This window comes from Vibrio pomeroyi (assembly GCF_024347595.1).
Classification (GTDB): Bacteria; Pseudomonadota; Gammaproteobacteria; order Enterobacterales; family Vibrionaceae; genus Vibrio; species Vibrio pomeroyi.
Genome location: NZ_AP025507.1, coordinates 609,973 through 632,742, shown reverse-complemented (window position 1 = coordinate 632,742; position 22,770 = coordinate 609,973). Strand labels below are relative to the sequence as shown.

17 protein-coding genes are annotated in these 22,770 nt (G+C 44.4%); 8 read left to right on the top strand and 9 right to left on the bottom strand.

Going from position 1 to position 22,770, the window contains the following annotated elements; genetic code table 11:
• Position 1 precedes the first annotated feature (1 nt).
• Entirely contained in the window at positions 2-1,681 is a 1,680-nt protein-coding gene (locus OCV12_RS18960; RefSeq protein WP_261886898.1) for a BatD family protein, read from the top strand.
• A 105-nt stretch (positions 1,682-1,786) separates the two neighbouring features.
• Here OCV12_RS18960 and OCV12_RS18955 read toward each other — a convergent pair whose 3' ends face one another.
• The 5 genes from OCV12_RS18955 to OCV12_RS18935 all read right to left on the bottom strand — a co-directional run bounded on the left by OCV12_RS18955 (position 1,787) and on the right by OCV12_RS18935 (position 7,849).
• Entirely contained in the window at positions 1,787-3,931 is a 2,145-nt protein-coding gene (locus tag OCV12_RS18955; protein WP_261887145.1) for a sensor domain-containing diguanylate cyclase, read from the bottom strand.
• Positions 3,932-4,266: 335 nt separating this feature from the next.
• The gene (gene pstB, locus OCV12_RS18950; protein WP_004732036.1) at positions 4,267-5,016 is read right to left on the bottom strand and encodes a phosphate ABC transporter ATP-binding protein PstB; all 750 of its coding nucleotides are present in this window, start codon (positions 5,014-5,016) and stop codon (positions 4,267-4,269) included.
• A gap of 90 nt (positions 5,017-5,106) precedes the next feature.
• On the bottom strand, positions 5,107-5,970 hold the full coding sequence (gene pstA, locus OCV12_RS18945; RefSeq protein ID WP_017632259.1) for a phosphate ABC transporter permease PstA: 864 nt from the start codon (positions 5,968-5,970) through the stop codon (positions 5,107-5,109).
• A gap of 15 nt (positions 5,971-5,985) precedes the next feature.
• Complete coding sequence (pstC, locus tag OCV12_RS18940) at positions 5,986-6,915, bottom strand: phosphate ABC transporter permease subunit PstC (protein WP_176679274.1); 930 nt, start codon at positions 6,913-6,915, stop codon at positions 5,986-5,988.
• A gap of 112 nt (positions 6,916-7,027) precedes the next feature.
• A complete protein-coding gene (locus OCV12_RS18935; RefSeq protein ID WP_050652528.1) occupies positions 7,028-7,849 on the bottom strand; it encodes a phosphate ABC transporter substrate-binding protein in 822 nt (273 codons plus the stop codon).
• A gap of 468 nt (positions 7,850-8,317) precedes the next feature.
• On the opposite strand from OCV12_RS18935, the gene OCV12_RS18930 reads away from it, so the two are divergent.
• Positions 8,318-9,961, top strand: a complete 1,644-nt coding sequence (locus tag OCV12_RS18930; RefSeq protein WP_261886897.1) for a methyl-accepting chemotaxis protein — start codon at positions 8,318-8,320, stop codon at positions 9,959-9,961.
• Between the two features lie 132 nt (positions 9,962-10,093).
• Here the strand turns inward: OCV12_RS18930 and OCV12_RS18925 are convergent, their stop codons facing one another.
• Both OCV12_RS18925 and OCV12_RS18920 read right to left on the bottom strand, forming a co-directional pair.
• Complete coding sequence (locus tag OCV12_RS18925) at positions 10,094-11,002, bottom strand: lipase secretion chaperone (protein WP_261886896.1); 909 nt, start codon at positions 11,000-11,002, stop codon at positions 10,094-10,096.
• 38 nt (positions 11,003-11,040) lie between these two features.
• Complete coding sequence (locus OCV12_RS18920) at positions 11,041-11,982, bottom strand: lipase family alpha/beta hydrolase (RefSeq protein WP_239847419.1); 942 nt, start codon at positions 11,980-11,982, stop codon at positions 11,041-11,043.
• A 479-nt stretch (positions 11,983-12,461) separates the two neighbouring features.
• Between OCV12_RS18920 and OCV12_RS18915 the strand changes: the two genes are divergently transcribed.
• On the top strand, positions 12,462-13,709 hold the full coding sequence (locus OCV12_RS18915; RefSeq protein ID WP_315972811.1) for an SGNH/GDSL hydrolase family protein: 1,248 nt from the start codon (positions 12,462-12,464) through the stop codon (positions 13,707-13,709).
• A 115-nt stretch (positions 13,710-13,824) separates the two neighbouring features.
• Here OCV12_RS18915 and OCV12_RS18910 read toward each other — a convergent pair whose 3' ends face one another.
• Positions 13,825-15,156 carry a DEAD/DEAH box helicase gene (locus OCV12_RS18910; protein WP_239830384.1) on the bottom strand — a complete coding sequence of 444 codons (1,332 nt, stop codon included), beginning with the start codon at positions 15,154-15,156 and terminating at the stop codon, positions 13,825-13,827.
• A 361-nt stretch (positions 15,157-15,517) separates the two neighbouring features.
• On the opposite strand from OCV12_RS18910, the gene OCV12_RS18905 reads away from it, so the two are divergent.
• Positions 15,518-15,784, top strand: a complete 267-nt coding sequence (locus tag OCV12_RS18905; protein ID WP_017064250.1) for an Lpp/OprI family alanine-zipper lipoprotein — start codon at positions 15,518-15,520, stop codon at positions 15,782-15,784.
• A 163-nt stretch (positions 15,785-15,947) separates the two neighbouring features.
• On the opposite strand, the gene OCV12_RS18900 is transcribed toward OCV12_RS18905, so the two are convergent.
• Positions 15,948-16,922, bottom strand: coding sequence for a L,D-transpeptidase family protein (locus OCV12_RS18900; protein WP_261886894.1), 975 nt, complete (start codon positions 16,920-16,922; stop codon positions 15,948-15,950).
• A gap of 347 nt (positions 16,923-17,269) precedes the next feature.
• On the opposite strand from OCV12_RS18900, the gene deoD reads away from it, so the two are divergent.
• From deoD to OCV12_RS18880, 4 genes are all read left to right on the top strand, one after another.
• On the top strand, positions 17,270-17,980 hold the full coding sequence (gene deoD, locus OCV12_RS18895; protein WP_048661021.1) for a purine-nucleoside phosphorylase: 711 nt from the start codon (positions 17,270-17,272) through the stop codon (positions 17,978-17,980).
• 82 nt (positions 17,981-18,062) lie between these two features.
• Entirely contained in the window at positions 18,063-19,532 is a 1,470-nt protein-coding gene (locus OCV12_RS18890) for a lactate dehydrogenase (protein WP_239847423.1), read from the top strand.
• Positions 19,533-19,718: 186 nt separating this feature from the next.
• A complete protein-coding gene (locus OCV12_RS18885; RefSeq protein ID WP_176679266.1) occupies positions 19,719-21,188 on the top strand; it encodes a hypothetical protein in 1,470 nt (489 codons plus the stop codon).
• Positions 21,188-22,768: a GGDEF domain-containing protein gene (locus OCV12_RS18880; protein WP_176679265.1), complete on the top strand. Its 1,581-nt coding sequence runs from the start codon at positions 21,188-21,190 to the stop codon at positions 22,766-22,768. The genes OCV12_RS18885 and OCV12_RS18880 overlap by 1 nt, the downstream gene beginning before the upstream one ends.
• The last annotated feature ends 2 nt before the right edge of the window (positions 22,769-22,770 follow it).

Here is a 22,770-nt window from a genome sequence, read left to right as displayed (position 1 = left end):
CATGCGATTTCTTAACAAGCCATTTTTATCCATACTCCTAACGCTGCTGTTAGGCGCTTTCTCGTCCTTTTCGGCATTGGCGGCGACTGCCGTCGCGAGCGTCTCACAAAACAGTGTCACCAAAGATCAAGTATTCCTACTTAGAGTCGCGACCGATGAAAAGGTCTCTTCTGATGCTCTTGATCTAACGGCGCTCCAGAAGGATTTCTATGTCAGTACACCAAGCTTTGGCACGTCGATGCGAATCGTCAATGGTAGCCGTTCGGTGTCAAGTGAATGGAACATCAGCCTTGCGCCCCTTCGTTTGGGCAAGGTTCAGATCCCTAGCTTCGATATTGAAGGGGCAAAAACCAAGCCAATCACCATCAATGTTGCCGTTAATAAAGCTGCACCTACTCAACATGATATGGCTGAGTTCCAGCTTAATCTGAGTAAAGACTCGCTATATCCACAAGAAGTCGCTGAGCTTGATGTAAAACTCATCATAAAAGCTGACCCAAGAAGATTGCAAGCTCCTAAAATAGCGCCACCGAGCTCGCAGGGCTTAGAGGTGGAGCCTATTGGTGAATCAAAGCAATTTCAAGATGTCCTCAATGGACAAGAAGTGACGGTCGTTCAACAGTCTTTCCGTATCTCTTCACAAAAAGCGGGACAGTTTAAGCTAAATGGGCCGAAGCTGACTGGAGCCGTTGTTTACTCAACCAACAACTCCAGTACAACGCGATTGTTCCAACTCGACACTCCCGTTGAAACCCTAGATGTAACCGTCAAAGAGGTGCCAAAAGACTACCAAGGTGAGTGGTTACCAACATCGAACTTCAAGTTGATTCAAAAATGGTCAGATAGCCAAGGAAATGAACTGGGAAATAGCAATGGTTTAGAAAGCGACAACCAAACTATTGAAATGGAAGCGGGTGATTCGTTAACTCGTACCATTACTATGACGGCTAGCAACCTAACCCAGCACCAACTGCCGAAGCTGAATATCACCTACCCTAAATCGGTTCGTGTTTATGAAGAGAAGCCGCAATTTGGCACAACGCAGTCCGGCGATGCAGTGGTGGTTTACAAGCAGGTCTTGATCCCGAAAGAGGCAGGAAATATCTCGCTTCCGGAGGTCTCTCAAGCTTGGTTCAACACCGATTCACAGTCTGAACAAACCAGTAAAGCGCTTGGGCTAGAGTTAGCGGTAAAGGCAAGTGACCGTGCGACATCGAGCACACCACCAGTCACAACACCGCCAGCCCAACAAGTCAGCCCGACGGTTGTGACGGTTGATAGCCCGGGGTTCTGGCCTTATCTGACCGCGCTATTCGCTGTCTTATGGTTGCTCAGCTCAGCAATGGCTTTCTACTTCTGGTCACGCCGCGGTGTAACGACAAAACCAACACACACTATTGAACGTCAATCAGATACAGCAGAAGCGCTTATTGAAGCTCTAAAAACGAAAGATGGTGTGATGACCAGAACCTTGTCTGAGCAATGGAAAGCTGAAAACCCAGACTTGAGTGATGAGACGTTAGAAGCTGTCGAAGCCGAGCTAAGCAAGCTAAACCAAAGCCTTTATGGTGAAGCTAGCTCGAAAAACCCATCATGGGATCCTTCTGAGGCAATCAAAACAGTCAAGAAGCCAAAGCGAATCTCTAGCAAAACGAGTAAAAGCTCACTAGAAACCCTTTAATTAATTAGAAAAGTCTAATTTGGTAGAAGAAAAGAAGCCGTGATGAGCACCTTGTGAGCATCACGGCTTTGTTCGTTTATACGTTATGGCTAAACAGATACCAGACTAAGAAATTGAAACCGTGACCTTTTTTCGCTTCAAGGCTGAGACAATTCTATTTCGCCCCGAGTCCTTGGCTTGATACAGGGCTTTATCTGCCTTGCCATACAACAAATCAAAGTCGAACTGGTGTTGGTCAGAAGTTATCGAGGCATACCCAACCGATGCCGTTAAGTATGGGCTAGTGCTACTTTCGCAGTGTAGGATCTTCGCCTCTTCAATACATTTTCTAATCGACTCGGCACGCTGCTTCGTTTCAGAGTGATTAGTGCCGATCATCAACAACATAAACTCTTCTCCGCCAATACGACAGAAGGTTTCCTTATCACTATGAACATGTGCATTAAGTATCTTGCCGATGGTTCGCAGTGCCGCGTCCCCTTCTGTATGACCATAGACGCTGTTGTACAAACCAAAATGATCTAAGTCGACAAGGATCAACCCAAATGTAATTTCATGTTGCGTGGCAAAGGCACCTTGATCATCGCAGTTCAAATCTTCTAAGACTTGCGACAACATACGACGGTTTCCAAGGCGTGTCAGAGGGTCTAGTTTAGAAATGATATCCAATTGCTCATTGGCCAACTCTAGCTCTTGGGTGCGCTTACTGACCTCTTGCTCCAGAGTTTCATTGAGCTTCTTCAACTCCTCTTGAGCCATGGTTCTTTGTAGTACTTCAGCAAGGCTTGAAGCAAAGATACGGATTACTTCACGCAGCTGTGAGGTTAGTGGGCTACGAGTTAACAAGTTATCCGCAGCGATAAACGCGATCGGCTCACCCGTGTTTGTAGTGAGCATGGTCATGGCCGTCCAACCGACGCCAACAATATTAAAATCGTGATAAATAGGGACAGATTCTTCAAACGCCACTTGGTTAGGACAAGCACGCGCGGCGGCTACAATGTCACGCTCCACCAGCTCAGAGCGATAGTAGGACTCATCGACAATATCGCCTTTAATGTCAGTGCCCCACGTGCCTTGCATATAGCTACAGTTTTTATCAGTGAGGAACACCGCTAATCGGTCAATGCCTAAGTGCTGAATAGCAAAACTGACCGCGGACTTACAAACTTCACTGACGCTGTCACAGCGAGACAGCTCCACCATGCTCGAATGCAACATGCGTATGTTCTGCTCTTGACGCTTACGGATGTAGATCTGAGAAAGCAGAGAACCAAAAGACTCAAGCATTTGTTTTTGATAATTAGTAATGGGTGAACGATGTATGTAGTTATCCATGGCGATCCAGCCAACAGGTTTGTCCCCTTCACGCAAGATAAGCATACCGTTCCAGCCTTGCCCAACGACCTTCCCTTCTGTGTATAGGGGTGCATTCTCGATAATGACGAGATTAGTGTGGTTATCAGACAATGCCTCAATGTATTCTGCTTCAAGTTGATGCAAGTCGTATTGAGTATGATGCTCGCTGTTTGTTTTACCGGCTTCGTCAGTGCCATAGGTGCCGCTGAAGCAACGCTTTTTCATATCGAGCAACATGAAGATCGCACGATCAAAACCTAAACGGTCACGGACGGCTTCAACTGAAGCCTTGTACAAGGCATCCAGAGATTCAGGGTTAGAAAGCTCTAACGCGACTTGATGAACCAGTTTCATGTTCTCGACAAACAGCTCTCGTAGCTTTATCTCATCAAGGTACAGTGCTTCGCGTGTGTCTCGGTGCTTTATCTCAAGCGCCGCATTCTTTTCGGCACGAATACATTGCCAACGGGCAGCCGCGAGCTGTAAGACATCAAGATCTTGGTCGAAGGTTTGATTTACCTTCTCAGCATTGCAATTTTGAACAATTAAATAAGTTCTACAGGCAGGCGCGTTGTCGAGCATCATGATGAACGACTCTCCACCCAGCACTTTCATGTGTTCCCAATTACAGGTATTGATTGCCATAGGTAACACGCCGTCTGCGGTATCGAACTGTGAAACCCAAGGCCAAAATGTAGAGGGGTAATTCTCAAGAGAGGTTAATTCGCCATGACAAAACAAGGGTAACGAATCACTTTCCGGAATGGGCTCAGCAAATATCCCAACCCCTTTAGGAGCAAGCATCTTAGCCAAGTAGTCGAAAAGAGACTCTGCCAACAAACGGTGATCGCGCGTAGCAGATATTTGTTTTGCAAAGGCTTTTACAGGCACAGCTTCCGTCCATTGGCTATGAGAATACAGCAAAAATACAGAAGCCTTGATATGCAATCAATGTAACTGAAAATGAGATGTTAAGCGGGTCGCAATTTCACTTTTTACATTATCACAAGCATGAGAAGGACTACAAAAATGGGATTTCCTGCCCAAAATTTCATCGACATTGGGACTTTTTTAAAGGCATAAAAAAGCCCCACCTGAAGTGGGGCAAAACTTCCATCGCTTATAGTTATAGTGATAATTCTGTCGATCTATTCGATTATCTAACCTGCGTATCAGTTAGCATGCTGGTTTTGCTAAAAGGCCAAACACAGCACTTGAATAATCAATTAACCAAAGTCACCGTTTACGTAACCTTTAGTACGATCATCTTTTGGTTCGCTGAAGATAACACTTGTTTCGTTGTGCTCTACAAGCTCTCCCATTAGGAAGAAAGCAGTACGGTCTGAAATACGACGCGCTTGCTGCATTGAGTGCGTTACGATAACGATAGTGAAGTCCTTCTTCAGGTCTTCCATCAATTCTTCAATCTTGTGCGTCGCGATTGGGTCTAGAGCCGATGTTGGTTCATCCATTAGGATTACATCCGGTTCCATTGCAATGGTACGAGCGATACATAGACGCTGTTGCTGACCACCAGACAAACCAAATGCGTGTGCTTTAAGACGGTCTTTTACTTCGTCCCAAAGTGCCGCACTGCGCAGTGAGCTTTCTACTACTTCATCAATGTGCTTCTTGTCTTTGATACCTTGAGCACGTAAGCCGTAAGCCACGTTCTCGTAGATGCTCATTGGGAATGGGTTAGGCTTTTGGAATACCATGCCTACGCGGATACGTAGGTCAGCTACATCAATATTGCCGTAGATGTTTGTGCCATCCATATCCAGCTTACCTTTGATAGTAACGCCTTCAATTAGGTCATTCATGCGGTTCAAGCAACGTAGTAGCGTTGACTTACCACAACCAGATGGGCCAATCAGTGCCGTAACCTGACGAGTTGGAATTGGCAGGTTGATAGATTTAAGCGCTTGGTTGTCGCCGTAAAACAGGTCTAGGTTCTCAATATCAAATTTGTTCATTTTCGTTATCTCTAAATTCTTAAATTCGTGTCTAGCTTGATGCTTTCTTTATCACGGAGGCTCTCTTTATTGTCGAGCCAGCTAATGAGCTTAGTAAGTTGCCGTGTTGAAGCGTCTTGCAATCAGTTTTGTAACCATGTTGATCAAGAGAACCAATACGATTAAGACAGTCGCCGTGCCGTAAGCTTGGTTCCACTCATCGATAGTAAATAGCTCTGTTGTCAGCTTATATAGGTGAACCGTTAGTGTACGGCCAGAATCGAATACCGACTCAGGAACACGTGCCACCATACCTGCTGTTAAAAATACAGGTGCTGATTCGCCAATTACACGACCAATACTAAGAATGACCGAAGTTAAGATACCTGGCATTGCGCTTGGTAAGATCAAACGCCAGATAGTGTAGATTTTTGAAGCGCCAAGGCCGTATGAGCCTTCACGGTAAGTTTGTGGTACTGCCATCAATGCTTCTTCTGTAGTACGGATGATTACAGGAAGAATCAAGATACTTAGCGTTAATGCACCCGACAGAATCGAGAAGCCAAGGCCAAGAATCGAAACAAAGAAGGTCATACCGAACAGACCAAAGATAATCGATGGGATACCAGCGAGCGACTCAGTACAGAATCGAATCACTTTCACCAATCGGCTACCTACTTTCGCATATTCTGTTAGGTAGATTGCCGTCATGATGCCCAGTGGCGCTGCGACTGCAATCGATGCAATTACCATATAGATCGTGGCGATGATCATTGGGAAGATACCACGCTCTTCACCAGTACGAGTGTAATCGTCAGTGATGAAGTTCCAATCTACGTATTGCAGACCGTTCGATAAGATGTACCAAATAATCCAGAATAAGAAACCAACGGTTACAGCTGCTGCTGCCCAGATAAAACCTTTCAGGATGTTATCTTTGGTTTGACGTGCTTGTTTTAGTTTTACGAGATCCATATTACTTATCCTCGCCTACTTCGATTTTTCACGGTTAAGATAAAGTAGAGCACCATTTAACATCATGATGAACACTAGAAGTACAACACCTGTTGCGTACAGTGCGTTAGCGTGAACGCCACTTGCGTAAGACATTTCAATAGCAATGTTTGCTGTTAGCGTACGAGCCGAATCCAAAATACCTTCTGGCATTGCTGGCGCGTTACCCATAACCATGATGATTGCCATCGTTTCGCCAAGTGCACGACCGATACCCAAAATCACACCAGTCATAATGCCTGAACGTGCCGCAGGAACGAGTAGCTTAAAAATCGTGTAGATTTTCGAAGCACCCAGTGCAAGTGAACCTTCTTTGTACGTACGAGGTACAGCACGAATCGAAGTTTCAGAAACCGTGATAACGGTAGGAAGAATCATGATACCCAGAACAATGATACCTGCCAGGATAGTGTTACCCGCTGGTACTTGGAAAATGTTCTGAATCATTGGAACGATAATTACCAGACCGAAGAAGCCGTAAACTACCGACGGGATACCCGCTAGAAGCTCAACTGCTGGTCGAATAATATCTGCAAGACGCTTTGGAGCAATCTCAGCAATAAAAATAGCGGTTAATACACCTACTGGTACACCAACAACTACAGCGCCTAGTGTCGAAACAATCGATGCAACAATCATAGTTGCAACACCGAATAGAGCTGGAGGTAACCAGTCAACACCCAGAACGATGCCAGAAACACCGGCCTCTTGGAATGCAGGGATACTCTCTGCAACGATAAAGTAAGCGATAACGGCTAGTGATACGATGCCGATTACAGCACTCGATAAGAACAAGCCGTGGAAGATTCTTTCTCTCCAGTCAACGCGCTTTTTGGTGCGCAGACTCGGCTTATTGATTTGAGTCGCTTCAGTATTCATAAGCTTTTCACTATTTGCGATGGTCATATATAAAATCTCAAACTTTGTGGCTCAAAAAGAGCTCGAAATAACCAAAGTTGAAAGAAAAGGCTCAGCCTAAAGACAGGCTGAGCAATAATTAAAAGTGAGTCAGTTAAGATTAGTTAACTGTGATGTAGCCTTTTTTAGCTGAGATAGCTTGAGCTTCGTCTGCAACCATCCAGTCTAGGAATTGTTGAGTTTCAGCTGATGGAGCGCCATCTTTGTAAAGAACTAGGAAAGGACGAGCAACTTTGTAAGAACCGTTCTTAACGTTGTCTACAGTCGCAGCAGCGCCGTCGATAGTTAGAGCGTGAACAGATTCGTCAACTGTACCTAGAGAGATAAAGCCGATTGCGTATGGGTTGCTTGCTACAGAAACTTTAAGTGCGCCGTTACCGTTTGCAACTTGTGCACGTTGAGAGATAGCCGATACTTTCTTATCGCCAATTGTCTTCTTAAGCTTCATGATGTCTTCGAATGCACCACGTGTACCAGATGCAGTATCACGAGTGATTGCTACGATTGGCTTGTCAGCACCGCCAACATCTTTCCAGTTAGTGATGTCGCCTTTGTAGATTGAAGTGATTTGCTCAGCAGTTAGAGCAGATACTTCGTTGTTCGGGTTAACAACAACTGCGATACCGTCACGAGCGATTACTAGCTCTTTCAGGTCAGCTGTTTTCTCTTCTTCTTTTAGGTCACGAGAAGAGATACCAAGGTCAGCACTTCCATTTTTTGCTGCTTTGATGCCTGCAGAAGAACCTGGTGCTTGAATTTCGATGAACACTGGTTCGCCTTTATTCATGTAGGTTTCTGCAAAAACTTCAACCAGTGGAGAAGCACTGTTAGAGCCAACTACAGAGATAGTTTCTTTAGCTGAAGCTGTATTCACTGTTAGAGCGCCTAGTAGTGCGATTGCACCGATAACTGTCTTTTTCATCACAAATTTCCTTTAGTGGCGTTATTGCCGTAATGTTGTGTTTTGCTTGAACGGTGCCCACTTTAGAATCTGAATGTGACAGTTGTGTTTCACTAAATTGAAGCCTATATGACAACTGCAATTTATTTTCTTGGTTTTCCCTTACTAAATAGCATTGAGCTAATAGAACGAGTGAATTCATAGGCGAAAAATATTAATTGCAACGTCTTCAAACCAAAACGCTTAATATCTCACCACCCCTTGTCATTGCTGACTACCAACCTCTTATCTGAATTAAATACCCCACTCAAACCAAGGGTAAAGCCTTGTTTGTACAATAAATATTCAATATTTATCAAATACCTATCGCATATATCAAAATCGAATCTATTACTGATTGAATTGTCATTCTCAGAAGTTAGAATCACCTGCTAATTACAATAATAACAATTGCTTCTGCTCATTTACTTATTCAAAGAGGGACAATACATGCGCCAACTTCTCAGTGGCTTATCGATAAAAATACAAATTCTCATTCCAGTACTCTTTTCTGTCGTATTACTTTTGACAGGTGTCATCATCGGTGGTGACAAACTGGAAAATGCTTTTAAAGATGTATCAACAGCAACCGATCAACTCATCCTACATAAAGAAGAACTCAGCGAAATCGTCGACAACAGCTATGGCATGCGCATCAAAGCGATCTACAGCCTATTCAATGCTGATGATGTGAAGACACTGGTTGCAACGCTCAATGAAAAGCGTGACCAGAACGTTCGCTTACTGAATTCATTAGACGCAGTGCCAGGCATGCAAGATGAAGTGGCCGCAATGAGCAAAGCGATGAATCACTATGTCGACTTTTCTCGAACCACTATGCTTCCTCTATTAAAAGCAAAGCATGGCGATACTGCGCTATCGTCTGATTTTGAGGCTCGCTACCAAGTAGCCATCGATCAATACCGTCACGCGGGTAACGACATGGTGCAAGCAATCAACACGCTGTCTAAAAAGCTGAACCTGCTTGCGACTCAAGAAGTCGACATCAATGGTCAGCAACACACCAGCACACTAAATACAGCGACCATTGCCCTACTCGTGATTCTTTCAATCGCATTAGTTATCAGCTGGACGCTAGCAGGCATCATTGTTAAGCCGCTGAGCAATATTCAAGAAACCATGCGTGAAGTAGCCAAAGGTAACCTACTGGTTAAAGCGGAAGAGTATGGCGACAACGAGATTTCACGTCTTGCACAAGACGTAAACAAATCCGTTGATCAACTGCGTGACACGGTAAGTTCGTTGTCTCGAATAAGTATCGAAGTCGCTTCTGCATCGACAGAGCTGGCTGCAGTAATGACACAATCAAGCGCTAACTCAGACCAAGAGAAGCAAGAAGTAGAGCAAGTCGCTTCTGCCGTTAACCAGTTAGAAAGCACAGCAGCAAACGTGAACGAGAACGCAGTACAAGCTGATTCGGCGTCTAAACAAGCGGACGAAATGGCGACACACAGCATGAGCTTGTTTAATGAGAGCAACCAAGCTAACGAGCAAATGGCGGTTCAACTCAGCGAAGCAGCTAACGTTGTCGGCACGCTAAAAGAACACTCAGAGCAAATTGGTAAAGTGATCGAGGTGATTCAAAGCATCTCTGAACAGACCAACCTGCTTGCGCTCAACGCAGCAATTGAAGCAGCGCGTGCGGGTGAAAGTGGCCGTGGTTTCGCGGTTGTTGCTGACGAAGTTCGAATGCTGGCAGCACGCACTCAAGATTCAACCAAAGAGATCCAAACCATTATTGAAGGTTTGCAGGTTCAATCTGGCAACGCTAACGAGAGCATGAGCAGCTCACTAGCAATGCTAGAGCACAACCAAACACTGGCAGCGGAAGTAAGCACAGCCCTTTCAGGCATTGCTAACTCGGTAACAGACATGACGGAGATTAACACTCAGGTAGCCTCTGCCGCAGAAGAGCAAAGCCAAGTGACGTCAGACATCAACCGTAATATTTCAAACATCTACAGCTTAGTTAGCCAAAACGTAACCGGTATTACTCAAGCCGCAGCAGCAAGCCACGAGCTATCTAACCTAGCTGAGCAACAAAAGCAGCAGTTGGACTATTTTAAGGTTTAAGTTCAAGGTTTAGGCTTTAAGGCTGAGAATTTAAGCTATAAAGCCCAAGGTGTAACTCCCCTATACACACAAAAACCAGTCACTCGTGACTGGTTTTTTATTTTGAATAGAGACTTTATTGGCTCAGCAAACCTACTCACCAAGATCTTTGTCCCAGATCCTTTCTATCGCTTCTACTCTTCGAATCTGCTTTGAAGGAAAGTGTGCGACCCTAAGATCAGCGATCGTTTCTTGTTGTTCTATCTGTGACAGCGCAGCATCGTTGAGAATGTCGTTTCGTTCTACTTGGTAAACTTCCAAGGCATCTTCAAACTCAGCTCTTTGTTGGTCGAGCGCTTCAAGCCTTTGCGCAGCTTCTTCGCCGACAAGTTCATTTCGCTTTAAGTATTTATCTTGCTGATCAAGTCCCTCAGAGCTTGATAGTTGTTGCAGCAAGACCAGATTCTGATGGCTCGTTTGAACGTAATCAGGCTGTTCTGACATCAAAACATCCACCCTTTGCTGATATTCAGACTCGTCTAACCCCTCTTGTTTCAGAAGTAACTTTTCTAAAGCGATTTCTCTCATACGATTGTCATGAGTAAACAGAATACTTATCTCGCTCTGGCTAAAGAATCGAGCCTGGAGATCGAGTAACGCTTGATTAAGTGCACGTAAATCTTCCGCTGAGATTGATGTAGTATCGAACTGAACATCCAACGAGGTTAGTGCCGATTTATATTCAAGGTATTTGGCAAACAGTACTTCATCGACAACGGCACCTTGTGATTGATCGTGATGTTTTGCCACGTTGTCACGAATATCTTCGAGGGTTAGCTCAGTATTGCCTGAGACGAAATATTCCATCATGTCTTTAGCTGATGCATTATCGATTTCGGTATCTTGTTGAGAGGTGGCCTTCAAAGAGGAGGCGCTTTGTTCTATTTTTTTGTTTGAATTTAGCTCGTCTGTTTTTACAGGAAAAAAGGTTGGATACAAAAAGACCGCCGCTGTACTCATCAGGGCTATCGTGGTTATCGACAAAATGGCGGTCTTTTTCATTATGTGTTCCTTAAGGTCTTAATAAATGGGTCGGCAACCTAAAGGCCGGCCAGCTTCAATCGATTGGCGTGTTGACGATAGAGCGTCACAGGATCGGTCTCAAAGAGATGGTGAATCCCCAGCAACCCATTAATTTCGTCTAGGTGATTCATTTTATAGTCGTCACCAATTACTTTACCTAAGTGTGCGCTGCACGCTCCTACTAACCCATCATTCGGTTCATTGAAGGCTAAGCCAAGGATTGTCATTGCTCCGTCGGTAGGATCAAGAAGGTTGGTAAAAGTGGATGACCCTGTCCAGGAGTAGTAATAAACGCCGTTACCTGCTTGCCATTCACCATCACCGCACTCAGATGTTGGAACACCTTCAGGGTAAAACTGATTGAACGCAAGCGAACCTTCTGTGGTTAGAGCTTCAAGAGATGCGAGACCGTCTTGGTCAAGATCCGTTCCACCAGATAACAGGTTGATGAGCGTAGTCAATCCACCAGCAAGTTTAACCGCAATACCTTCTGTGGCTGAGCCTTCCGGTACGGTGCCGCGAACTAAATCGGCCACCTTAGAGCCTTTGTGAACGCCACCAATACTTGTCACTGATGCAACCAGATCTGGACGAACTGATGCCACATAGCGTGCAGTCGGTCCGCCATGGCTGTGTCCAACCAGATTCACCTTACTCGCTCCGGTTGCCGCTAAAAGTGTTTCAACTTGAGCCAGTAACTGTTCGCCACGAACTTCAGAGCTGTTGGTCGCAGAAACCTGAGCGACGTATACGCTCGCGCCATCTTTTGTCAGCGATTCAGGTACGCCATAGAAATAGTCGACGCCCGCCAATGTATCGAAACCAAACAAGCCATGTACCAACACAATGGGATATTTCGTTTCAGTGTATCCGCTGACTTCTAATGCCGATGCGCTCGTTCCTGCATAGGCACCAAAACTGGATAGACAAGCTATCGTCCAAATTAATATCTTTTTCAATGCTCTTTCCTTAAACAGATTAGACCTCTGATGAGTAAAAGAACCGTAGTTGATGATTTTATAAAACAGAAAATAGCGACTCGATATTTGTGAGATTGAACTTGAATTAAACAGTAGTGATTAACATCAACACAAATAGATTAAGACCTAAAAACAAAACATTAAGTAATTGATTAAAATAACATTTAAAGCAATCAAATGAACTCGCACTTTCAATGAACTAACTAAAATATCAACCTAACATTCGCAAAATTCAAAAGCGCGATGGCAAACGTTCGAGCTTTTAAACCGTTATTTATCAACCATAAACCCGTTGGAAATTTGATATTTATGCCACTAATGACACTCCAATAGTTTGAATGTATTGACGTAAATTATTAATTTTATGTATAGGTCGTACCAGTCATTTAGTTATTCACTTATCAACAAGCAACAACGTTTCCATTGGCTCACCTCAAATAAAAAAAGAGAACACAATGATGAAAAATACGGCTTTAATACTCGCGTTAACCATGCCTTTTGGTGCTGATGCAGCTGAAGATCTAATACCAACACCTGAATCTATAACATCTGCTCAAGTGCTTAGCACGCAAGGCTCAGAAACTTACTCTTACGTTCGATGTTGGTATCGAACCGATGCGTCGCATGACTCTGCAGCTACCGATTGGAAATGGGCGAAAAAAGAAAACGGGGACTATTACACGATCAACGGATATTGGTGGTCTTCCGTTTCATTCAAAAACATGTTCTATAGCGATGCCCCACAATCTGAAATCAAACAACGCTGTGAAGAGACGCTCGACATCCAGCATGACGTCGCTGACATCACCTATTTTGCCGCAAACAATCGCTTCTCTTACAACCATTCAATCTGGACCAACGATAAGGTAGTTCAAGCCAATACCATCAATCGCATCGTTACTTTTGGTGATAGCCTTTCTGATACTGGGAATCTATTTAACGGATCTCAATGGGCTTTCCCCAATGCGAACTCATGGTTTCTGGGGCACTTTTCAAACGGTTTGGTTTGGACGGAATATTTAGCCAAAGCCAAAGGTGTACCCCTTTATAACTGGGCCGTCGGCGGTGCAGCAGGCACTAACCAATATATCGCTCTTACTGGTGTCTATGACCAAGTCACTTCCTACTTAACCTACATGAAAGTCGCTAAAAACTATCGCCCTGAAAACTCCCTGTTTACCCTCGAGTTTGGGCTCAATGACTTTATGAATTACGATCGAGAAGTCGCCGATGTCAAAGCCGATTTCAGTAGCGCTCTTATCCGACTAACCGAGTCTGGTGCGAGTAATATCTTACTCTTCACATTGCCCGATGCGACAAAAGCACCGCAATTCAAATATTCAACCGAACAAGAGATCATCAAAGTCCGAGGAAAGATCTTAGAGTTCAACCAGTTCATTAAAGCTCAGGCTGAGTATTACCAAAGCATGGGGAAAAACGTGGTGTTGTTCGATGCGAGTGCGTTGTTCGCTAGCATTACTGATACCCCTGAACAGCATGGCTTTAGAAATGCGAGTGACGCTTGTCTTGATCTCAATAGAAGCTCAGCCGCGGACTACTTACGAAGCCATAGCTTAACCAATGACTGTGCCACCTATGGTTCAGACAGCTATGTATTCTGGGGCGTGACACACCCAACGACAGCTACTCATAAATACATTGCTGACCACATCTTGGCGTATTCGTTCTCGACGTTCGATTTCTAGCTAATTACCTGAAGCTAATGGCTTAGACAAAATCGAGATACAAAAAAACCGCCTAATATTGGCGGTTTTTATTTATGTCAGTTTTACTAGCAAACGCTTTAAAACTGGCTGGTGATTACTCGTCGTCCACTTTTGGTGCGACTTTCTTCTTAGGGATAAACACCGTATCACCCACCGCCACATTTTGGTGGAAGCTCTTATCACGCTTAACCGGTTTCTTCGGCGTTTTCTTCGCTTGAGTGTTGGTCTTCTTCTTAGCAGGGCCGCCTTTAGCAAACGCAGGTTTACGTGGCTTAATGCCTTTGAATTTACCTTTTAGGCCTTCAAGTACAGAGAAGGTCAAATCTTGTTGAAGGTAAAGTTCAACACGCTTGAAGCTGTCCCAGTCTTTTGGACCAACCAAAGAAATCGCATCGCCTTTGTTACCCGCACGGCCAGTACGACCTACACGGTGCACGTACTCTTCCGTATGCTTAGGCATATCAAAGTTGATAACGTGGCTCACGTTTGGAATATCAATACCACGTGAAGCAACATCGGTCGTTACCAAGATCTTGTAAACCGCACGCTCGAACTGGCTCATAATAGCATTACGTTGCGTTTGGTTTAGGTTACCACTCAGTGCTACCGCTTTAAGCTTCTTCTCGTTCAACTTATCTGTTAAACGGTCAGTATCAGCGCGTGTTGCTGTGAAGATCATTACCTGACGGTATTCAGCTTCTTCCAGTACACGGTCTAAAATCGCTTCTTTGTGATCTAGGTGATCACATAAGTAGAATTTCTGTGTGATATCTAAGTGCTGCTCGTTAGAAACACCCACAGAAATACGCTTAGGTGCGTCTAGCATTTCATTGGCAATGCCGTTTACTTCAGCGTGATCTAACGTTGCAGAGAACATTAGAGTCTGACGACGACGGTGTTTAGCAGCATTGGCAATACGACGAAGTTCTGGAGCGAAACCCAGATCAAGCATACGGTCCGCTTCATCAAGGATTAGCGTTTCAACACCATCTAGGAACAATGAACGATGTTCTAAGTGGTCAGCAAGACGGCCTGGAGTCGCAACGATAAAACGAGGGTACTTACGCAGTGCTTTAACTTGGTCGTTAAAGTTCTCGCCACCCAAGATAAGCGCCGCTTCGTAAGACAAACCACCTAGCATGCTACGTAATTCACCGTAAACTTGCTTAGCCAGCTCACGAGTAGGAGCCAAAATTACACCACGAGGATCACGAGCAGAAAACGCTTTGGTTTTTAATGCTTTGTGAATCATTGGCAACACAAACGCCAATGTTTTACCTGAACCCGTTTTTGATGAAGCCAATAGATCCTTACCGGCAATAGCAACAGGGATCGCTTTCGATTGGATCTCTGTCGCTTTCTTAAAGTCGTAATGTTTTAAGTTCTTCAGTAAGCGATTATCTAAGCCTAAATCTTTAAAGTGCAAAGGACTCTCCAGTCATGATGGTATTGAATAAAATTAATTTAACGTGACATGATACCGCGAAAGTACTTTATAAGGATAGAGATCACATTAAATTTATCTCTTTATCTGTCGTGGACTAGAACATTCTATGCATTGCTAACAAAGGGATGGTTGCGCTAAATCTCTTAAAATCGGATGCCAAATCTCTCATCTCATAAATGAGACAGATCGTGATACTGAGCTAATTAGCTCAAAAATTTAGCAATTTCTTTAGTTATTGTTTTTGCAGTTAAAAAATTAGTCGCTACAATCATTATTGAAGCGACTATATGATAAAGAATGTATAGCGCATCTTTTGATGATAAATAAGCAAGGAGTTCTTATGAATAAGACGTTAATCGCAGCTGCAGCCTCAGTTTTCATTTTAGCCGGTTGTTCTTCAGAGCCAGAAGAAGCTGCAGTGTCAGAAATGGATCAACTAACTAACCAAGTCGCTCAACTTACAAGCGAAGTTGAAGCACTTAAGAGTGACAAAGCAGCCGCTGAAATGAAGGCTCAAGAAGCAGAAGCAGCCGCAATGGCAGCGAAAGAAGAAGCGGACCGTGCTAACGACCGTATCGATAACATTGCAGAGTCTTACACGAAGTAGTTGAGATATAAGCGCTACTAGCTTTAGATCAAATAAGTCGTAAAAGTAAAAAGCAGTAATTAGATAGCACCACCTCTTAACGGAAGTGGTGCTTTATTTGGAATGAAGAAAATGAAGATAAAGGAGAGAGGAAAGCGATAACGCTTTCCCAAGAACCATCGAATTAGAACTCAATCACAGGTGGTGCTATCTCAACAGGCACACCGTTTTGCGCAAAGATAACCGCTTTCGCTTTTGAGTTAGGTAGGTCGGCGTCTTCAAGCCACCATTTCAATTCAACCGGAATTTTTAGAGACTTTTTAGAACCGTCGCTTCTCGTCAATGGTTCGTGCGCTTCAACAAACACACTTCTATCCGGTTCGAGCGACACTTTAATCGGCTCATTAATGATCGTGACTTGTTCACCACGGTTCACCTGTTCAAACAGCCATTCAATATCTTTAGGTTCCATTCGGATACAGCCAGAGCTTACTCGCAAGCCTATACCAAAATCTTTGTTGGTTCCGTGGATCAAATAATCCCCTGCGCCATAAGCAAGTCTCATTGCGTATTCGCCCAGTGGATTTTCAGGCCCGGCTGGCACCACTCTCGGTAATTCGATGCCTTTCTCTAAATACTCGTCACGGATCGACTTAGGTGGCGTCCAAGTAGGGTTAGGCCTCTTTTGGCTTATCTTAGTGATCATCTCCGGCGTATCACGCCCAACTCGACCAATCCCGACAGGGAAGACATGTACCTGATTCTTCTCTGGCTCAAAGTAATACAGCCTTAATTCAGCAAGATTAATGACAATGCCTTTTCTTGGGGTATCCGGCAAAATTAAACGGCTAGGAATACTTAATACGTAGCCTTCAGCAGGAAGAAAAGGATCAACGCCCTTATTTGCCGCCATTAAAGAGAGAAAGCCAATATCGTACTGCTTTGCAATAATCGCTAACGTTTCACCCGCTGCAACTTCGTGTTGCTGTATTCTACCTACAATACGACTTTCCGCTGGTGGTAACTCAAATGTAGCGGCATACACCCACGATGAAGCCATCCCTCCGGCAATTAAGGTGGTTCGCACAGCAAGCGAAGCGATTTTACGTAATCGCGTTTTCATAGCGAGCAAAGGCGTCGAGCTAGCGCAATACGACATACAATTCCTTGGTTTGTCTTTTATCAAAGTTTAGATTATCGCTGATTAAACGTCGCGACAACGGTTAGTTACCGCTAAATTCACATCCCTTTCTCTCTCAATAGACCTGAGCTTTGGTTAAGACAAAGCGATTTACCCACACAAAATCGATTGCCTTTAAGGTTTCAACATATTTGGTTATCAATAATAATAAAACACTATGGGTAGACCCATTTTGTGACAAGCATCTCATGGAGCCTCGTTTTAACTCGCTAATATTGCCTCAACAAAACGAATTCAATTCAACAGAATCGGTAATTGATTAAATCCTGTTCCTATAATTACCGTTTAAACTTTGGAGAACGACCATGGCTACACCTCATATTAATGCTCAAGCTGGTGATTTCGCAGAAACAGTACTTATGCCAGGCGACCCGCTTCGCGCAAAATACATTGCTGAAACATTCCTTGATGACGTGAAGCAAGTTTGTGACGTTCGCAACATGTTTGGCTACACAGGCACTTACAAAGGTAAGAAAGTTTCTGTAATGGGCCACGGTATGGGTATCCCATCATGCTGCATCTACGTACACGAGCTAATCGCTGAGTACGGTGTGAAAAACGTTATTCGTGTAGGTAGCTGTGGCGCAGTACGTGACGACGTTAAACTAATGGACGTGGTTATTGGTATGGGTGCTTCTACTGACTCAAAAGTAAACCGCATTCGTTTCAACAACCACGACTTCGCTGCTATCGCTGATTTCGGTCTTCTAGAAGAAGCAGTAAACCAAGCTCGTGCACAAGAAGTTCCAGTTAAAGTTGGTAACGTATTCTCTGCAGACCTTTTCTACACTCCAGAAGCTGACCTTTTCGAAAAAATGGAAAAACTAGGCATCCTAGGTGTTGATATGGAAGCTGCTGGTATCTACGGTGTTGCTGCAGACCTTGGTGCTAAAGCACTGACTATCCTAACAGTATCTGACCACATCATCCGTGGCGAGAAACTAAGCTCTGAAGAGCGTCAAAAGTCTTTCAACGACATGATGAAAGTTGCTCTAGAGACAGCAATCAACATCTAACGATTTGATAAAAGATACATTGAAAAGCGTTACCCCGCAGCCAAGCTCACTTGGCTGCTCAAATAATCCCGAGGGGGAGATCGTGTCTAACGACAAGCTGCCAAAAGATGCGGATGGTTTGCAACTCAACTTTTGTAAAACATTGGCGTGTGACAACTTTGGCTTGAGCGATGCAAAACGGTATGTTTTGCAACACGCTAACCCTAAGCGTCCAGCGATGGTTTGTCGTGAATGTGGAGCTTTCCCCCCCTTACTTAACAATCGTGAAGTGTTAAGCGAACTTCATCGCCTAAGACAACTTCACAGCGATGGGCTCCCTGCCTGTCGTAATGATGATTGCGGTAACTTCGGCTTATCGGTTCATACTCATAAACATCTTTATCATGCCTTCGGCTACAGTGGCGACAGGCAGCGTTATCGATGCAAAGACTGCCAATCAACCTTCGTTGATAAGTGGTCTGGATCCAATAAAAAACTCCAGTTTCAAGAGAACCTCATGGGCTTATTGTTCATGGGCTATTCCGTACGTGAAATCTGTAGAAAATTAGAGATCAACCCAAAGACTTTCTATGACCATGTTGACCATATCGCCAGCCGATGCCGTCGCAAATTAGCGATGATCGATGCACGATGGGTTAATCATGCCAAAGACTATCAATTTGCTTCCCATTATCAGCGCTTACAACCACAAAGTAACAACGGTGTGGTTTGGATAGCGACGGGTGAGGCGCATTCTGGCTATATCCTTTGCCAACACGTGAATTACTCACAAAATGAAGAGCCGTCAGGGAATGTTGATCACAACCCTTATGATGATGTGGCGCGCTTCGTATCCAAAGAGCACTCTTCAGAGGCGAACCTTGAGCTTCCTCAACCGTCAGACAAACTAAAAGAGCGTATTGAACAGCAATACCAAGTGATTCTGGCAAGAGGCAATGTTGAAGACCCTATGGGTAACCTCACAACGTTTAGCTACCCTTCAAAAGGGGCGCTCATTCGACCGCCTTATACGTCTTATGCTCACTTCCTGCATGTCCTTGATATGTGTGATGAGAACAAGCACGTTGCGATCTATATGCCACAAGATCCATTACTAAGATCTGCCGCCCTGAGCGTATGTTTGCCGCGTATACAGAGTCAAAATATTGACCTTATGTATGTGGAAGAAGATCCAGGTTGGCAAGACGAACAAAGTTTTGAAAAGATCGACATCGTTCATATGAGTTGGTGGCGCGATCGTTGGGCTATTGCCAACCAAGGTGATAACCAGAAAGGTATTTGCTATCTAACGGGTAACAATCCAGAACCAAAACAGTGGTTTAATACCGCCTCAATTCAACAAACTAAGTTCTATCAACAGCGTTTCCAGCTGTTATTTGATAGCTTTATCAATGAACCTAGACGTAAGCTTCGTCCTGGGGGCATTCTTCCATTACTCGACATATTTAGAGCTTGGCACAATCTGTGCTACCAAGATAAGCAAGGGCTCACGGCAGCGCAACGCTTAGGTGTAGCAGAACAGCCATTGACCCTAAAGCAACTGCTTTCATAGAAACAGAGCATCTAGTTTATTATTCGGGAACTCATTGATTTTAAAGTAACAACATGAGGTAACACCCATAAATGGAAAAGATAGATGTTCCTTTGACGCTCTACGAAAGATAATTGGTGCTTATCCTAAATCACACTCTTATAATGATTGTGTTATCAATATGTTCGGTAATTATGGATCTAAGCCTTGGACAAAAATCAGTACCTTCTTGAAACAGAACTAGAACAACTCAAAACTCGCGTCGACTCTGAACCATTGGTGATCCTTGAGATCGCGCAACAATGCCTCGTCAGATCTGAGCAAGTTCTGTTTGAAGAGGGCGCGATCCAGTCGCTGATGTTAATGGCAAGATGTTGTTGGAACCTGATGGATTACCAGAAAGGTTTAAAATACATCAAAGAAGCCTATAAGCGACAAAGCCGATTAGACACCGATCTTTTTCTCCCTGAAATCCTCCACTTACACGCGCTCCAATTCTGGGGACAAGCCAAGTATTACTCTGCACAACAGTTCTGGATCAATGCTTTAGAGCAGTCAGCACTGGTTGATGAAGTTGAAATACAGATCGAATGCCTGATTGGCCTCGGCAACATTTGGCGAATGACCCATGAATATAAGCTAGCCCGCTCGACCCACCAACTTGCCGTAAAAGTCGCGAACAACAGTCGCATCGGTTGGTTAGAAGGCAAAGCAAGAATACTGCTCGCGTGGGATTACTACCTGCTCAACAACTATGTTGAAATGCTGTCGGTACTCGACGGCGCAGAAGAAGCATTAAAAGAACATAAAGATAATACCTGGCATGCAGAAGTCTGGGATTTCAGAGGCCTAGCCCTACTTGGCCTTGAGCGTTTAGATGATGCAGAGCGTGCCACAGCCAAGGCACATAAGTTAGCTGTCGAACATAACCTTATATGGATGAAGGCCCACTCTTACATCAGCCGAGCTCGTCTAGAACTGCTAAGAAAAAGACCAGAACAAGCAGCCGAACTGCTTAGGCTCGCGGAAGAGTCAGCAAACGAATTCGACAATGGTGAACTGCTCAGTCAGATTTGTTACCAACAATCTTTAGTCGCAGAAGAGAACCAAGATTTCAAAGCCGCGTTAATCGCCTTTAAAAAGTACCGTCAATATTCTATCGGTATGCTTCGAGAGCAAACCACTCGCGTCGGTTTAGATAAAGCGCGCAGTTCAAAGCGCCAACTTGAACAGAGAGCCAGAAAACTCATTAATCGCATTCGTGGCCAGCACGAATACGACCCAGAAAAGCACCTATCTTATGTGGTTTCCGAAACCTTTTGGTGGGAACAACTGGTACTTTTCAAAACAGAACTTAAACGTTCAAACCACAGCATCATCATGTTCCAACACGTCGATACTGATTACTTAGATGTCTGTACTGAGATTGCTCATGCCTTGTGTAACCAGAACGATTTCATCTCCAGACTGAGCTCAGAACGTGTCGCGCTTATGCTATCCGAAAAAGGTGAAGCCGCTGAACAAACCTTCCAAACGCTGAGCACCATGCTTGATATCTATCCATGGCATAGAAAGGGATTAAAAGGTTCCAAACCGACTGTCAGCCTCAATGACATTTTGACGTTCCCTTTCACTCTTGAACAACTAGAAGAAGACGATGCCGAGGTAACTGATTAATGGAAACGCTATTAAGTAAGATCACAGACGCTGGTTTGGACCCTTCATCGGTATCGGGTGAAGAGGCGATCATATTCTGGGATCACATTCGTCAGCACGTATCGACGACCAAAACAGAGCAAGCGCACTGCTACATCATCAGCTCGGAATACCGCACTGAGTTACAACAGAATCAAACCAGCATCGAAGAGCTAAGGTTGGCACTCGACCTACTCCACTTACCTGCTGATATAGAAGACATTCTGACAGTCAAAACCAGCCTAAGTGATCGCTTAGTCGAAATTGGTGATTACACCTCAGCGCTCAATGAGTTCGTCAGTTCTTCATCAATCGCTGTAGAGCACGGCTACATCGATGAATACGTGATGGCGATTTTGGGTATGGGCAACCTATGTGATGCCTACGGTGATCACGGTAGAGCTCTACGTTATTATCAGAAAATCAACAGCATCGACCATGCGATAAGTAGTCGCTCACTTCGCCTCAAGTTCAAGCTGTATATGGTGGCAAGTCTGTTATTGCTCAACCGAATTACCGCAGCCAGTGATTTACTGAATGAGTGCGAAGAACTGAGTATTTTGGTCAGTGACAAGTTGCTTACCGCTCAAATCTTGCTTTATCAAGCAAAGGTGCTGCGTGCTAAGAAGAAATACAACGAAGCGCTACGTTGCCTATCTAAGGTTCAGTATTCAGCCAACAATACACAAGCAAGTTGGTTAGCAACCATGACTCGACTCGAATTAGCCCACTGCCTGAGCGCAACTGGCAAGCAAGAGTACGCAAGCATGATCTTGTCGAGTACTGACAAACGTGTAAAAGCTTATTCATCTCCCGTACTTGCTAAGCGTTTCTATGACTCGTTAAGCGACGTGTGTATGAATCAAGGACGCTTTCAAGAAGCACTGAGCTATGAGAAGAGAGGCTACCGAATTGAAACGGACCTGATGAAACAGATCCCTATCAGTGAACTTGGTGCAAGTCAGCTTCGCCGCCTGTCTCGATTCGAACTGCAACTCAAGCTCATTCTCTCTGAACAAGAGAACCGAGAGCTGAAAGAGACCACAGAGCAACACAAAAATGCCGTGGCTCAGCTACAACAAGATGTGTTCACCGACCCGCTGACTGGTTTACATAACCGTCGCTGGTTAGATGTGAAACTAAAAGACATGCTATTACACGAGACCTCGTTTGCATTAATGGTTGTCGACATTGACCACTTTAAATCGATTAACGATGAACTGAGCCATTTAGTCGGCGATAAAGCGATTGTCAGCGTGTCTCAAGAGCTGCGTTCTTACTTTAAGTTCAGAGGTGCTTCGTGTGTCCGATTTGGTGGCGAAGAGTTCTTAGTAATCCTAGAAAATACCAATCTTGCTAAGGCGGAGATGCACTCAGAAAACTATCGAGAGCGCATCTTCCAATTTGGTTGGCATGAGATACTGGGAGAGCGTGGCCTGACCGTCAGTATTGGTATCACTCTGCACCGCGAGGGAGAGAATACTCAGCGTACTTTCTACCGAGCAGATAAAGCGCTATATCGAGCCAAAGCCAACGGCCGTAACCAGGTTTGCACTGAGTAGGT

Bases quoted from the DNA above. Each gene is read 5' to 3' on its own strand.
- OCV12_RS18905 (WP_017064250.1), top strand. From the start codon at position 15,518: ATGAATAAGACGTTAATCGCAGCTGCAGCCTCAGTTTTCATTTTAGCC.
- pstB (WP_004732036.1), bottom strand. From the start codon at position 5,016: ATGAACAAATTTGATATTGAGAACCTAGACCTGTTTTACGGCGACAAC.
- OCV12_RS18930 (WP_261886897.1), top strand. From the start codon at position 8,318: ATGCGCCAACTTCTCAGTGGCTTATCGATAAAAATACAAATTCTCATT.
- OCV12_RS18960 (WP_261886898.1), top strand. From the start codon at position 2: ATGCGATTTCTTAACAAGCCATTTTTATCCATACTCCTAACGCTGCTG.
- OCV12_RS18900 (WP_261886894.1), bottom strand. From the start codon at position 16,922: ATGTCGTATTGCGCTAGCTCGACGCCTTTGCTCGCTATGAAAACGCGA.
- pstA (WP_017632259.1), bottom strand. From the start codon at position 5,970: ATGGATCTCGTAAAACTAAAACAAGCACGTCAAACCAAAGATAACATC.
- OCV12_RS18915 (WP_315972811.1), top strand. From the start codon at position 12,462: ATGAAAAATACGGCTTTAATACTCGCGTTAACCATGCCTTTTGGTGCT.
- OCV12_RS18935 (WP_050652528.1), bottom strand. From the start codon at position 7,849: ATGAAAAAGACAGTTATCGGTGCAATCGCACTACTAGGCGCTCTAACA.
- OCV12_RS18880 (WP_176679265.1), top strand. From the start codon at position 21,188: ATGGAAACGCTATTAAGTAAGATCACAGACGCTGGTTTGGACCCTTCA.
- pstC (WP_176679274.1), bottom strand. From the start codon at position 6,915: ATGACCATCGCAAATAGTGAAAAGCTTATGAATACTGAAGCGACTCAA.
- OCV12_RS18925 (WP_261886896.1), bottom strand. From the start codon at position 11,002: ATGAAAAAGACCGCCATTTTGTCGATAACCACGATAGCCCTGATGAGT.
- deoD (WP_048661021.1), top strand. From the start codon at position 17,270: ATGGCTACACCTCATATTAATGCTCAAGCTGGTGATTTCGCAGAAACA.